Origin of the sequence: Gilliamella sp. CG13 (assembly GCF_046635805.1) — a bacterium.
Lineage (GTDB): Bacteria > Pseudomonadota > Gammaproteobacteria > Enterobacterales > Orbaceae > Gilliamella > Gilliamella apicola_I.
In genome coordinates this window covers 254,611-268,661 of sequence record NZ_JBIDFM010000003.1, presented here as the reverse complement: position 1 = coordinate 268,661, position 14,051 = coordinate 254,611, and the positions used below count along the sequence as shown (strand labels likewise).

Annotated in this window: 14 protein-coding genes; 6 read left to right on the top strand and 8 right to left on the bottom strand. The window is 34.1% G+C overall.

Going from position 1 to position 14,051, the window contains the following annotated elements; all coding sequences use genetic code 11:
• Positions 1-101: 101 nt before the first annotated feature.
• Both ACGH6R_RS06700 and ACGH6R_RS06695 read right to left on the bottom strand, forming a co-directional pair.
• Entirely contained in the window at positions 102-635 is a 534-nt protein-coding gene (locus ACGH6R_RS06700) for a hypothetical protein (protein ID WP_411599230.1), read from the bottom strand.
• Positions 636-1,047: 412 nt separating this feature from the next.
• Entirely contained in the window at positions 1,048-1,377 is a 330-nt protein-coding gene (locus ACGH6R_RS06695) for a nitrous oxide-stimulated promoter family protein (RefSeq protein ID WP_267352192.1), read from the bottom strand.
• Positions 1,378-1,459: 82 nt separating this feature from the next.
• On the opposite strand from ACGH6R_RS06695, the gene ACGH6R_RS06690 reads away from it, so the two are divergent.
• Positions 1,460-2,281, top strand: a complete 822-nt coding sequence (locus ACGH6R_RS06690) for a shikimate 5-dehydrogenase (protein ID WP_411599248.1) — start codon at positions 1,460-1,462, stop codon at positions 2,279-2,281.
• A 57-nt stretch (positions 2,282-2,338) separates the two neighbouring features.
• On the opposite strand, the gene ycaO is transcribed toward ACGH6R_RS06690, so the two are convergent.
• Positions 2,339-4,105 (bottom strand): 30S ribosomal protein S12 methylthiotransferase accessory factor YcaO, encoded by a 1,767-nt coding sequence (ycaO, locus tag ACGH6R_RS06685; RefSeq protein ID WP_411599229.1) that lies wholly within the window; start codon positions 4,103-4,105, stop codon positions 2,339-2,341.
• A gap of 143 nt (positions 4,106-4,248) precedes the next feature.
• Between ycaO and ACGH6R_RS06680 the strand changes: the two genes are divergently transcribed.
• The gene (locus ACGH6R_RS06680) at positions 4,249-4,536 is read left to right on the top strand and encodes a DUF4282 domain-containing protein (protein ID WP_267359269.1); all 288 of its coding nucleotides are present in this window, start codon (positions 4,249-4,251) and stop codon (positions 4,534-4,536) included.
• Between the two features lie 37 nt (positions 4,537-4,573).
• Here the strand turns inward: ACGH6R_RS06680 and tsaD are convergent, their stop codons facing one another.
• From tsaD to coaE, 4 genes are read right to left on the bottom strand one after another with little or no spacing between them, the layout of a single operon-like run.
• Positions 4,574-5,596, bottom strand: coding sequence for a tRNA (adenosine(37)-N6)-threonylcarbamoyltransferase complex transferase subunit TsaD (gene tsaD, locus ACGH6R_RS06675; RefSeq protein WP_267359268.1), 1,023 nt, complete (start codon positions 5,594-5,596; stop codon positions 4,574-4,576).
• A complete protein-coding gene (yacG, locus tag ACGH6R_RS06670) occupies positions 5,596-5,814 on the bottom strand; it encodes a DNA gyrase inhibitor YacG (protein ID WP_267359266.1) in 219 nt (72 codons plus the stop codon). Before yacG ends, tsaD begins: the two co-directional genes overlap by 1 nt.
• Positions 5,815-5,845: 31 nt before the next feature.
• Positions 5,846-6,583: a cell division protein ZapD gene (zapD, locus tag ACGH6R_RS06665; RefSeq protein WP_267359265.1), complete on the bottom strand. Its 738-nt coding sequence runs from the start codon at positions 6,581-6,583 to the stop codon at positions 5,846-5,848.
• 2 nt (positions 6,584-6,585) lie between these two features.
• Positions 6,586-7,194, bottom strand: a complete 609-nt coding sequence (coaE, locus tag ACGH6R_RS06660) for a dephospho-CoA kinase (RefSeq protein ID WP_267352197.1) — start codon at positions 7,192-7,194, stop codon at positions 6,586-6,588.
• Between the two features lie 374 nt (positions 7,195-7,568).
• On the opposite strand from coaE, the gene lexA reads away from it, so the two are divergent.
• Complete coding sequence (gene lexA / locus ACGH6R_RS06655; protein ID WP_411599228.1) at positions 7,569-8,192, top strand: transcriptional repressor LexA; 624 nt, start codon at positions 7,569-7,571, stop codon at positions 8,190-8,192.
• A gap of 48 nt (positions 8,193-8,240) precedes the next feature.
• The gene (locus ACGH6R_RS06650) at positions 8,241-8,606 is read left to right on the top strand and encodes a hypothetical protein (protein WP_267352199.1); all 366 of its coding nucleotides are present in this window, start codon (positions 8,241-8,243) and stop codon (positions 8,604-8,606) included.
• Between the two features lie 120 nt (positions 8,607-8,726).
• Here ACGH6R_RS06650 and ptrA read toward each other — a convergent pair whose 3' ends face one another.
• Positions 8,727-11,621, bottom strand: a complete 2,895-nt coding sequence (gene ptrA, locus ACGH6R_RS06645) for a pitrilysin (protein WP_411599227.1) — start codon at positions 11,619-11,621, stop codon at positions 8,727-8,729.
• A gap of 327 nt (positions 11,622-11,948) precedes the next feature.
• Between ptrA and ACGH6R_RS06640 the strand changes: the two genes are divergently transcribed.
• Both ACGH6R_RS06640 and ACGH6R_RS06635 read left to right on the top strand, forming a co-directional pair.
• A complete protein-coding gene (locus ACGH6R_RS06640; RefSeq protein ID WP_411599226.1) occupies positions 11,949-13,139 on the top strand; it encodes a YaiO family outer membrane beta-barrel protein in 1,191 nt (396 codons plus the stop codon).
• The gene (locus tag ACGH6R_RS06635) at positions 13,127-14,050 is read left to right on the top strand and encodes a hypothetical protein (protein WP_411599225.1); all 924 of its coding nucleotides are present in this window, start codon (positions 13,127-13,129) and stop codon (positions 14,048-14,050) included. Before ACGH6R_RS06640 ends, ACGH6R_RS06635 begins: the two co-directional genes overlap by 13 nt.
• The last annotated feature ends 1 nt before the right edge of the window (position 14,051 follow it).

Genomic DNA, 14,051 nt, shown 5'->3' with positions numbered 1-14,051 from the left:
CAAAAAATTCATTAAATGGTGCGACTTATTGACGGTACAAGATTTCACTCTCTTTTTGAGCATACCGAGACAATGACTTATCAATACTTAGTTAAACTTGACTACAAATAGCCTTTATCTGATAAACAAATACGCATTTTATTTTGAACTTCTAAACGATTGTAATCTAAATAATCCAAAATTCCTTCAGGATACTTTGAATTTGAATAACCGTAAACATCAAAATAGTGATGCAAACAACTATTCGGCTCGATATTCTTAAGTTGTATAAGATACAAAAAAGCAATATCTCCTTTAGTTAATTCATTTAATTTCAATTTGGTTGGTAAATAAACCCACTCTGTATTTTGGATATTATTTACCAGAATTTCCACCGTTTTTTTATCGTTTTTATTATTAACAAAAAAGAAATCAATATCAAAATCGTCAATACTACTGTTCCATGATAATTGTACATCTTTCTCAAAATAGATCGCTTCTATAATATCACGTTGCTGATTTGATGAATTTTTAGAATTACTTGATCCAAATTCAAAGGATTTGGTGATACCAAAATCATTATATTGATACTCTTGGGCTTGAATGACAAACGACAAATGTGCTAATAATATAAAAATTATTGATATCTTCTTCATTATTAAATTACCTTAAAAAAGGGCTTTAGATATTTAAACTTTTTAACAGCTAATGGAATGATCACCGATAACTTTGATTGTGAGCGCATTCATTTGCTTATGGATCAAAATGTTTAAATATTCATCATCCTTATGTTTTATGTCATTAAATAAAACAGATAATAGTTATTTATGACTATCTCTACTTTTAATTGTGAACACCCATTATCATAATGACGATATTTTACGAGTTATCTGAACTATATAATATAGTGTGCCATTATAACCAATTTTTACTTTTTAAAACAGACGGATATAAATTTAAACCTGTTTAATGGTAAATATGGATTTTAACGTTTTTTAATTTTTATAATATCGCCTTCACATTTATCCTTTGTGACCTTAAATGATGTCGCAAAATTGATTGCGAAAATTATTGCTTAGTCAAATTTTTATAAAGATGTTTGAGGGCCATAATAGGATGATAAATCATCATTCTTGGACCTGAGAAACGCATCACTTGCTTTATTTTTTGTTTATAATCTTTACGATAACAATGTTTTGGACAACGTTCACAAGTTGTTTTATCCTCACCAAATCGGCATAAGGTTAAGCGTTGCATTGCATATTTTAATAAATCATTACACTCATCACATAGCTGATTATTAGGAACATGATGCTGTTTGTGGCAATAAAGATAAATCATTGTGCTAACGGTGGCTTTTTCTTGTTGTATGTTAGGGCCTGTATTATTTGCTACCATAATTCAATACGTCTAAATCGAGAAAGTGTTAAAATTAAAAAATAGATGAACATGATCACAAGGAACAATAAAAATGGCAAGAATTATCAATAAAGATACGATTGTTTGTATGTCATTGGCTGCCAGACCAAGCAATTTTGGAACTCGATTTCATAACTTTTTATATGAGAAACTCGATCTCAATTATCTTTATAAAGCTTTTACGACTAATAATTTAAAAGATGCAATATATGGCATTAAAGCGTTAGCAATTCGTGGCTGCGCCATTTCTATGCCTTATAAAGAAGCCTGCATTGAATTTCTTGATGAACTCGATGAATCCGTTAAATCTATCCATTCAGTTAACACTATTGTGAATACTGACTATCATTTGAAAGGCTATAACACAGACTATATCGCGGTTGCAAAACTGATTGCTTTACATCATATTGATAACACGACCCCATTTGTATTAAAAGGCAGTGGTGGTATGGCTAATGCCGTGATTGGTGCCTTTTTCGATGCAGGTTTTACCCAAGGAATTATTGCTGCACGTAATCAAGAAAAAGGAGAAGCGTTAGCAAAACGATACAATTATCGTTGGGTAAAAGATGAAATTGAAATTTCACCCGAACAAGCAAAATTGATAATTAATGTCACGCCTATCGGGATGCAGGGCGGAAATGAGGAAAATCATTTAGCTTTTCCAGACAGCATGATTAACCATGCCGATATTGTTTTTGATGTAGTTGCCATGCCGGTTGAAACACCTTTGATGAGTTATGCCAATCGATTAAACAAAATAAGAATTTCAGGCGCAGATGTTGCAGTTTTACAAGCCCTTGAACAGTTTTACTTATATACGGGAGTAAGACCGAGTGAAGAACTGGTTAAGCAAGCTGCCGACTTTGCCAGACAAGCTTAACGTTTAATTCATCCACCAATTTAATTGGGTGGATGAATTAATTAACTTTATAGCACTTTATTGCATAGCTTGATGCAATTTATGATACACAGCTAATAATTTTTGATGCATGGCAAATTGTTCAACATCATCATCAACTGATTTAGCGGTCACTAAAGCGTCTTTTAGACCGTAAAATGTTTTTTCGCCAAGGGCATATTGCCACATTTTATCAACACAAGCTTGACCATACATTTTATTAAAGGCCTTTTGATAATCACGGAATTGGCTTGCATCACGTTGAAGAATAAAATTCACCAACGTTTGTAAACAACGATAATCATGATTTCTTTCAGCTGACAAAATAGATTCATTCATTTCTATCGTCCAATCAATCCATAGTTTAGCCTGTTCTAAATCCTGAGCGGCTAATGCAAGCATTGCTTTTAGCTCACCAACTCGTAATGTTAACCAAGCGTTATCTTTGCCTGTAGCGATACCAAGCAGTTCACGAATTCGTGCAAAATCATCTAATCCTTCTTCATCCAATTGTTCAATAATGGCAAGATATTGTTCAGCAGAATAGTTTTTTACTGGTAGTGATAAAATAAGATCACGAAGATGTATCGCCATGTTGTTATTGGCAATTAAAAGATCTTCAGGCGGATAAATTTCGGACATACCGACCGCCAATATACGGCAAGCATATACCCCTAAGTGCTCATAGTCCATAATTAATACTTCGGTATTTTGTTCATGGAAAATTGCCATAAGATTATTAAATTCTTGTTCGGTTGTTCCCGAAAAATCCCAATCTACAAATTCATAATCGGCTTGTTGTTTAAATAAATCCCATGATATTAAACCACTTGAATCAATAAAATGGGTTTCTAAGTTACTTAAATCCGCAATTTCATCATTATCAAAACTTGGTGGTGAGAAAACATCAAGATCTTTTAAACTTCTGCCTTGTAATAGTTCGGTCACCGTTCTTTCTAGTGCAACACCAAAATTAGGGTGAGCACCAAAAGAAGCATAACAAGTACCATTGTGAGGATTAAACAACACCACACAAATCACAGGATATTTACCGCCGAGAGACGCATCAAAACAATAAAGTGGAAATCCTTCATTTTCAAGTGATTCAATTGATGCTAACACACTTGGGTAGCGATCAATCACTTCTTTTGGAATCGTCGGTAAACTAATTGCTTCAGCAATAATTTTATTTTTAACGTAGCGTTCAAAAATTTCAGATAAACCTTGCACTCTGGCTTCATTACGTGTATTACCGGCAGACATACCATTTGAAGCATATAAATTAGCAATTAAGTTTACTGGAACATAAACAATTGTTTGATCTGTTTGAGAAACAAATGGTAAAGCACAAATACCACGTTCACGATTACTCGACTGTAAATCGATGAGATCGGTTGCGTTTAATTCTTGTTCTGGATCATAAAATTGTAATAATTTTTCCGATAACAGGCCTTCTGGCAAAGTATTATCCTCAGGCACTGCAAACCATTTTTCCGTTGGATAGTGAACAAAATTAGCCGTTGCTGCTTGTTTTCCCAAATAAAAATCAGAAAAGAAATAATTAGTTGATAACCGTTCAAAATATTCACCTAAAGCCGATGCAAGTGCGGCTTTTTTACTTGCGCCTTTACCATTAGCAAAGCATAAAGGACATTGGGTATTTTGTATATGAACTGACCAAACATTAGCAACGGGATTAAGCCAAGACGCCTCTTTAACGTCTAATTGATATTTAGCTAATTGTTGATGGAAATAGTGGATTGAATCTTCAAGGGCGGCATCTTTGCCAGTAATATAAGTTTTCATAAATATTTAATCTTTAATTGCATTGATTTCCTCTAAAAAATGTACTCTAATATACAACGATTATTTTAGATAATCATCCTATAGTTTAGCTTTTTATATGCTTTAATAACCTAAATTTATGTGAAACTACATTGGGGAAAGATATGAAAGATTTTAAACCTATAGATTTACTTTTCTTTAATCGTTTAATCATGCCAAGTATATTAACCATTCTGTACTGGTTATCGTTAGCTTGCGTCGTTCTGAGTTGTTTATTCAATATATTCCAAGGTAATTTTTTTTATGGATTGTTCTGTTTAATTAGCGGGGCTATTGTTACACGTATTGGCTTCGAATTAATCTGTGTGACTTTTAGTATCAATAGAAATCTAGAAAAACTCGTTGCAATGCAATCTGAAAACACCAATAAACTCACTAATTCCGATAATTAAACATGCTCTTTTCTAATCCAACTAAATATATCCAACACTAACTGTTGGATATATTTAAAGCCCATCGAGGATTTACCTCAATCGCCAGTTCATTACCTTCTTTAGATTGCAAATGAATCATACCAGCATAAGCTATCATCGCACCATTATCGGTACAAAACGCAACTCTAGGGTAAAAAACTTCTCCTTTTCGCTGTTGCATTAATTGTGTTAATTTGTCACGCAAAGGCTTATTGGCACTCACACCACCAGCAATGACTAAACGGTTAAATCCCGTATGATCAAGTGCTCGTCGGGATTTAATGACCAAAGTATCGACTAACGCATCTTCGAAAGCACGGGCAATATCGGCTTTGGTTTGTTCATCAATCGCATTATTTTGACTATGCTGATGAATGGTATTGGCTGTGGCTGTTTTAAGACCAGAAAAACTAAAATCAAAACCTGGTCTATCTGTCATCGGTCGAGGAAAATGGAATCGAGAAGATAAGCCTTGCTCAGCTAATTTTGATAATTTCGCTCCTCCAGGATAATCAATCCCTAGCAATTTAGCAGTTTTATCAAATGCTTCACCTGCTGCATCATCAATGGATTCGCCAAGTAGCTGATATTCCCCTACTCCAGTCACACTGAAAAGTTGAGTGTGTCCCCCTGAAACTAATAAAGCCACAAAAGGAAACGCTGGCGGATTATCTTCAAGCATGGGAGCAAGTAAATGACCTTCCATATGATTGACGGCAATCGCAGGCACATTCCACGCATAAGCGAGTGATCGCCCAATCGAGGCTCCCACCATTAATGCTCCAATTAATCCGGGCCCAGCCGTATAAGCCACACCATCAATATCGCGCGAAGTTAAATTAGCTTCTTTTAAGGCCGCTTGAATCAGTGGTACGGTTTTACGAATGTGATCACGAGATGCAAGTTCCGGTACCACTCCACCATAATCAGCATGTAACTTGACTTGTGAATAAAGTTGATTGGCAAGCAATCCATGTTGATCATCATAAATCGCCACCCCTGTTTCATCGCAAGATGTTTCAATACCCAAAATTTTCATTACTGATTTCCTGAAGAGTTGAATTTATCATCTTCGCTCCAATGATCTTGTTCGCTTATCTCTTTATCAGCAATACGGTGTTCTTCCGTTGCCCAGTCACCGAGATCAATAAGTTGGCAACGTTTACTACAAAAAGGTCGATAAGGACTAACGTCTGACCATTCGACTTGTTTTTGACAAGTCGGACAATTTACAAAAGTGTGTGTTTGATTACTCATTTCAGTTTCTTCAAAATAGACTTTACCATAACTAACAACAAGCTAGTTCAAATTCAATCGAATCATGTGTTGTGTTTTCGCAAGTTTCAAGGGGTAAAAAACGGATACTATACCGTGACATATGCCCCGATACTTGAGGATAAACATTTTTATCTAATGAAACACGAACACGAATTAAGTTAATTTCTCCGTTAGTTTCTTGAAAAAAATTGTTACTACAATGATATTTTTTAAACTCGCCCAGCTGTCTTATAAGTTGCATACAAGAAGATAATGCCTCATCTAATAAAGACAACTGTTGCAGCCAATTTCTTACCTGAAGGTTTCGTGTTTCTTGAGACAGTTTCAACCATAAATAAAAGAAAGGCAGATCAAAACTACAACACCCACCCGGAATGGTTAAACGTTGCCTTATTGACGTAATAAAACGGTCGTCTTTTAATGACTGCCCTAAACGAGCGGTTGCATTAAATTTGACTAAAAACGAATCGAATCGGAGGATTAAATCACTGATTAGATCCTTATCAACACCATCAATATTCATCCATGAAATCAGTTTTTGTTTTTGTGATTCAATTTCTTTAATGAGTTCCCCTCTGACATCACTACGTTCTATTATCTCAAGAAGTTCAGATAAGGCATGGAAAAAGAGCAGCGCATTATTTTCATTCAAATGACAATGCGTATTAATTTGTTTTAATAAAAATTCTAATCGTAACCAAGTACGCATTTTTTCATTTAAAGGATGTTCAAAAATAATATTATTCATACTTATCCATTCTTAATTTTTGAATTTTTTAAATATTGTTGATGTAATTTACAAACCTGCTGTTTTAATGAATCTAAATCATCATTGTTAATAATAATATCATCAGCATACGACAAACGTTTGCCAGAACAAACCTGTGAAAATATCATTTTTCGGGCTAATGACTCAACAATATGATCACGATTCATAAGACGTTCTAATTGCAATGATTCAGGTATATCTATCATTAATACGCGATCAGCAAAATGATGTAAATTATTTTCAACAAGTAATGGTACCACCCAAATGACATAATCAGCAGTTTGCTTTTCAATTTGAGCTTGGGTTTCTTGCTGTATAATCGGATGTAATAAACTGTTCAACCAAAGACGTTCATGGTCATTATTAAAAATAATTTCTCTTAATTGACGACGATCCAATTCACCGTCAGGTAAGACAATTTCTTGACTAAAATGTTTAACAATTTGAGAAAATGCTAAGGTGCCACTTTTTACAATTTGGCGAGCAATAATATCAGCATCAATAATTGGAACCCCTAAATCAGCAAATAGATGTGCAATGGTACTTTTACCACTGGCAATTCCACCACTGAGTGCAACAACATAAGGCATGAGACAATTCCAATTAAAAAAACAATTTTGCGTAGTATATCATACTACTGTCCTTCATTATATAACCTTAATCTCTGAAACAAAACAAGGAAAACGCATCGTAAAACAGCCCAATCCAATATACAATATTAAACGCACAATCATTTTTTATAACATTGTGAATATATTTAAACTATTATCATTTGTTGTTGATATAGAGGTTAAAATTCAACCTCCGTTATTTTGTAACAAAAGTCAGATAACATTCACCTTAATAAACACAATTAAACCTTGTTGAGCAGAAATAAAATAAAAATCAATGAAAGAAAGGGTTGGCATTATTAACTTAGCTGTATATAATCACATATATCTGTATAAATAAACAGGAAAATCGAATGAGACCATTAACTGAACGCCAACAGCAAATTTATGATTTAATCAAAGATAATATTCAGACTACCGGAATGCCACCAACACGAGCAGAAATAGCAAAAATATTAGGTTTTCGTTCAGCTAATGCAGCAGAAGAGCATTTAAAAGCTTTAGCCAAAAAAGGCGCTATTGAAATGATTGCCGGCTCATCAAGAGGTATCCGCCTGTTACTTGAAAATCATGAAAAAAATGAAGTGGAAGGTCTACCGCTTATTGGTCAAGTAGCAGCCGGTTCACCGATTCTTGCTCAAGAACATATTGAAAGTTATTATCAAGTGGATCCCAATTTATTTAAACCCAATGCCGATTTTTTATTACGTGTACAGGGAATGTCAATGAAAGATATCGGTATATTGGATGGTGATCTACTGGCGGTGCATAAAACTCAGGATGTTAAAAATGGACAAGTTATTGTGGCACGCATTGAAGATGAAGTGACAGTTAAGCGGTTATCTCGCCAAGGTCGATATGTACATTTGATTGCCGAAAATAGTGAATTTTCTCCGATTTTGGTTGATCTTGAACAACAAAATTTTGCTATTGAAGGCATAGCTGTGGGTATCATTCGCAATGGATCATGGTTGTAACTTAGTATAAAATAGTCACAAATTATAGCTAATTCAGGAGAAAATGGTATGTGGCTATTTTGGTTATTTGAAGCGTTAGGATTTGTTGCCGTTATTATCCTCATTTTTGTTTATTGCCGATTTCGTAAACAAGGATTTTGGTCGTTTCTTTGGCGGCGTTTAAAATGGGTGGCTATTGCTATTCTTGTGGTTTGGCTTGCTATTGCAATATTGTGTCGAAATCACTTATTTAGTGCGGTTCACTGTTATTTTCGTGGTGAAAGTATGCATGCCAACACCAAATACTCAATCTATTTAAGTGAATGCCAAGTTGAAACGCCAAGTGGTAGTTACGTGCCAATCGAACGATCCCGAGCGATACCGGGTTCAAATGACCACCATAATGAAGATAATACTATTGATTATTACCATTAATATTCAATTTAACTAAAAATTCAGATAAAAAAATAAGGTAATTTCGGTGAAAATTACCTTATTTTTATTTCAGTTATGTGATTTTACATTCTGTTTTAACAAACCTTATTAACATCAAAATTATTTAGTCATTTCACTTAACAAAGAATGTTGTAAACTTGAAGCATTGTCAAAATCCGTCAACTCATTACCATTAATAGCTTGTGGTACTTTGGAACCTTCTAATGGTTTACCCAGTACCTGCGACGCTAGTACTAAACCTTTATGCTCCATAACAGAATGGGTATAAAAGTTAATCAAATCTTGTTGGGTAATTTTTTTCAATTGATTGATTTTTTTCTCACGTGAATCAAATTTAAAACGTGATAAACGATAATCTGACAGATAAAGATTTAATTCTTCCTCTAGCGTTTGTGGCGGCATTGTCAATTCATTGAGCACGCCTTTTTTATATTGCTCAACATCTTGATCGGATAATTCTTTCAATTTACTTAACATGTTAGGATAAAAATCTTGATAGCGTTTAAGTAAATAATCAGGATCATACTGATTACTTTGAATTAAAAATCCTAATCCTGACGATTCACCTATGGTAAACGGAATGGTAAACACGGCATAACCAAGCTGCTCGTTACTGCGCAACTGCTCATAAAAAGAAGGTTCAATCATTTTGGTCAGCGTATAACTTAAAACTTGTCCCTCGATTTCACTATAATTCGCTGGAATATATCCAATCATTAAAGCATTGTCGCTCGAAGTTGCATGTTGCGTAATTTTTGCTGTCTGCGTCGATGTTATTTTTATCGTTGGTTTTGGTTCAAACTCGATATTCGCATCCAACGTTTTTTGTATTTCCTGATAAAGTTTGAGTGAATTATCGTTCGATATATTCCCTAAACTGATCATATAAGGAACGGATTTCGACAGTAACTTATCACGATAAGCCAATACATCATTCACACTGATATCCGCTGTTATTCGGCGTTTATCACTGCGTTCGAAGTAAGGAATATAAGATAAAGCTTTAACTGGTTGCATCGATAATAAATAACTATTAGCATGATCGGCGGCATCAAGTTTTTGAAGATACCAGGATTTCGCTAATGCTAAACTTTGCTCATCAATATTAACATTTTGATAGCTATTTAAGACAGCGGTTATCATATCTGGCAGATGTTGGTTAAAGCCTGTTGCAGTGATCATTAGTCCATTATCACCCGAACATGATAAAGACATACCTGCGACACCAGCCTGAAATTCTAACTGCGCTAAATTTCGACTGACAATATAGTCAAGTAAATAAAAAATGACCTGTGATTTTACATCTTTAAATGCCTCGTTATTGCGCAATGAAACCACTATGGCAGCTTTCGGATCTTGTTTAAAATATTGACTAGCTAAATGAATATGATTTCCCCGTTTGTTAAACTCAACGGCTGGTAATGGAGTTTCACTTTGCTTTACAATCGAAAAGTCATCGGGGATATAAGGATTGAGCGCTGGTAAGGTAAACGAGAAATCTTTACCTAACGCTGTCCAATTTAATTTTTCTTCTTTAGTAATGTTATCAATTTTGTAAGGCGCTTCAACAAAATAAGCGGTTTTATTGGTTGCTTGATTCGGTGAAATCGTCCATATCCGGGCATTATCGGCAGTTAAACTTTTTAGTCGGGCGATAATTGCAGACTTATCAAAATGCGTTGCAATATAATCTGAATTAAGAACATTTTGAATTGGATATAGCAACATCTGATCCGATAACCATTCAACATAGGACATATCCCGTTCAATATCTTGATATTTAAATCCTAAATCTAAAACTTTCTTAAACTCCTCATAATAAGCTTCGGTTACACCTTCTTTTTGAATTAACTGCAAATAATTAAAAATAGCGCCAATAACTTTATCTTTCTGGCTAAGCCCTGCATCGGTTAAACTGACATTAATACTAAAAATACCACTATTGCCATATCGATTAGGTGAAATCGAGGAGGATATACTTTCGATTAATCCTTGTTTTTGAAGTTGGTCAGATAATGTATTTTGGCTACTGTTACTAATTAAATAAGTGATATATTCATCACTTTTATCGGCAAATTTAGCTAAATTGTTTTCAATGGGAAATTGCAATAACAACAACTTTTTAGGTTGTGCAGGAATCATATAAATTTGTTTACCTAACGAATCCGACGTCATTGATTGCTTATCAATTTTTGGCGCAATAGTATGACGATTGGGAATCTTTCCATAGGTATCTTCGGCTAATTTTGCCAATTTATTTATCGATTGGTTACTGTAAATGACCCCGACCATAATATTGGCAGAATAATAATCGTGATGAAAATTGACTAAGGCATCTTGTAGTTTACTGTCTGGCTTATCACTTAATGTTTCTAAGTTACCCCCTGAAAATTGTGATGCAGGATGTTCGGGATTAATGGTTTCAGCATTAACTTGTTCAATTCTAAAACCATCATTGGATCGTGCCATAGTCAATTCGGCATTAACGGCATTGCGTTCTTTATCGGCAAATTTAGGATCTAAGATAGGCTCGGCAATGGCATCAGCTAAATAATCCAATGCTTTATCAAAAGCACTATTTTCAACTTCAAAATAAAATGCGGTACGATGTGCGGCAGTACTTGCATTATAACTGCCGGTGTGACGGCTTAAAAATTTAGAAAAACTTGCTGGTTTAGGATACTTTTTTGAGCCCATAAGTACCATGTGCTCAGTATAATGCGCTAAGCCTTGCTGTGCTTTTGGATCTTGCAATGAACCAACCGGTAGTGCTAGTGAGCCAAGCGATTTGACTGCATTGGGATCAGACACCAGTAATACCTGCATTTTGTTTGGTAACTCAATCACTTCATATTGACGTTTATCTCGTTCACTTTGTTGTACCTTTTCCAGTAATACAGGGTGAACAAGCTTATTATCAATTGCGCTAGAAGAGTTGGAAATAATGAATCCTAACGCAGTAAAAATAATCAATTTAATTTTCATCTTATTCATATAATTTTCCCATTTAAAAAACTATTATAGTCTTAATTCAACAATTAAGGGCAAAAAAACATAAATAAACAATAGCTATCAAACTAAACAAAACTACACCAAATATTTCTATTCTTTGTTATATGTATTTTATATAATCCACGCGTTTGGATAACCTAAACCATGTAATTAAAATTACATCATCCTGTGATATTACCTAAGATTTCTATTTTTTGCTGATTCAGAACAACTCATTGATTAATTTACATCATTTCAATAGTGCTTTGATTCATACACAAATAAAAATAAAAACATAGATTTTGAAATATATTGAATTAAGGTGGTTTTATGTCTTATAAGTTAGTCTTAATGCTAAGTTTTTTTGCCTACAGTTCTACTATATTAGCAAACCCAATTTATGGAAATAACGCAATCAAAGCAGAACAATTATTAAATGAAAGCATTGAAGCAAAAAAAATGCAAAATTTTAATCTCGCTGCGCAAAAATTAGAATCTGCGCTTGTACTATCACCAACTAATTCAGACATACTTGTCCAACTCGGATTTAACTATTATGCACTGAAAAACTTAGATCAAGCAAAACAAGCATTTCACAAGGCTTTAGTCTTAGCCCCCAATTATGTCGATGCCCAATACGGATTGGTCAGCGTTGTGTTAGCACAAAATATTGATAATCCAAGTGAAGCTGAATTACTACTCAATCACTATTTAACGCAATCACCCAATGATACCCAATTGTTAACATTAAAAAAAACAATCACTGACATCAAAAAATCGATTCATTACTGGACACTCAATGTTGCAGGTACTCATAGTCATTTAACAAAATCTTATGCTGACTGGAACGAAATGGAGTTTGCGCTATCTTACAAACTATCTAAAACAAGTACGGTTACAGGTCATGTTGCTCAATCTCATCGTTTTAATATGAATGATCAAAGAATTGGTACAACATTTTGGCATACGCTAAATGATCGTGCTTACGGCTACTTATCAGGCTTTACCGCGACGTCGAAAAAATTCTTTGCACGTTATACTTTAGCAAGTGGTGCTGACTATGTATTATTATCATCAACAAATGAATATTTTAATTCCCTTCATATCACATTGGATTTAAAGTTCGACCACTACAACGACGGAAATATTAAAAGTATTACGCCAGGGATTGAGCAATACTTCTTGAATGACCGATTATCAATTGCCGGTAAGTGGTACAATACTTATGATCAGGATAATAATCATACCCACGGTTTTCTAATTAAGCTAACCGCAACACCAATCGAAAAATTGCATCTATTTATCGGTTACTCAAATGCTCAAGAAACATCAGATCGTTCTAACCGCTATAATCATTCATTAATCAAAGCGAAAGCACATTTCGTTGGGCTAACGTATGATGTTTCTGACAGATTAAGTCTTCAATTTAACTACACTGCTGAAGGTCGAAAAGACACCAACCGCAACCGTAATTTGTACAACAAGAAAACATTAGGATGTGGTATAAAATGGACATTTTAATACGGTATATGAATATTTACAATGTCAGTATGATTTTTGCTGGTCTGATAATTGTTTTTATCACGTCAATAATTTATCTTGACCGAAGATATCATCGGAAAAGATTTAATGATTTAAAACTAAAATTAATCGATTTGATTGCACAAAAAAGTAAAGTAAACGCCTTTTATGCAAGCAAAATATCGAAATATGCATTAAATTCCGTCGACTTAATTGCCGCTTTTTTTGCTGAAAAACAGTTCAATGAGCTTGAACCGGTATTACCGCTGTTTGAAAATGAAGTATTTCAAAAAAAATTGCGCACTTTATTAAAAAAAGGAACGACGAAAGAACGCATTGATGCCGCAAACATGTTGTCTTACTACCCTTCCACACAAACCTTTGCGGCGTTGAAACATGCTTGTGAAAACCATAACCAAGAAGTTGCTGTTGCAGCAGCGCTGAGTTTAGCGATCAGTAATCCTAACGTGACTCTTGCTGAACTCATAATCTTATTGTCTAATTCAATATCGCAAAATGGTCTATTTTGTTTTTTACGATTAGTTCCATCCTATAAGCTTTTAGAGTTTGAAACCGAACTAGCAAATCAACAATTTAGCAAAATTGTTGATAATCTATCTAACATCTTAACCCAAATTTCTATAAATTATATCACGCCTTACGCTATGTTAGCTAAAGAAGATAGACGCGATTATATGCGGGCGTTTTATGAATCGTTAATCGATTTACAAAATAGTTCTTCCGGTATTATTCACAGCTGTTATCTACTTAATTTTATTAATGAATTCTGCTATCAAGAAAAGATATGTAGTATTGAAGAATTGATAACAGAATATTTTGATTTTACGACTAAGCGATTTGTCCATATCCTCGATAAAAACAACAATATTTTCAAAATTAAACACGGGTAAA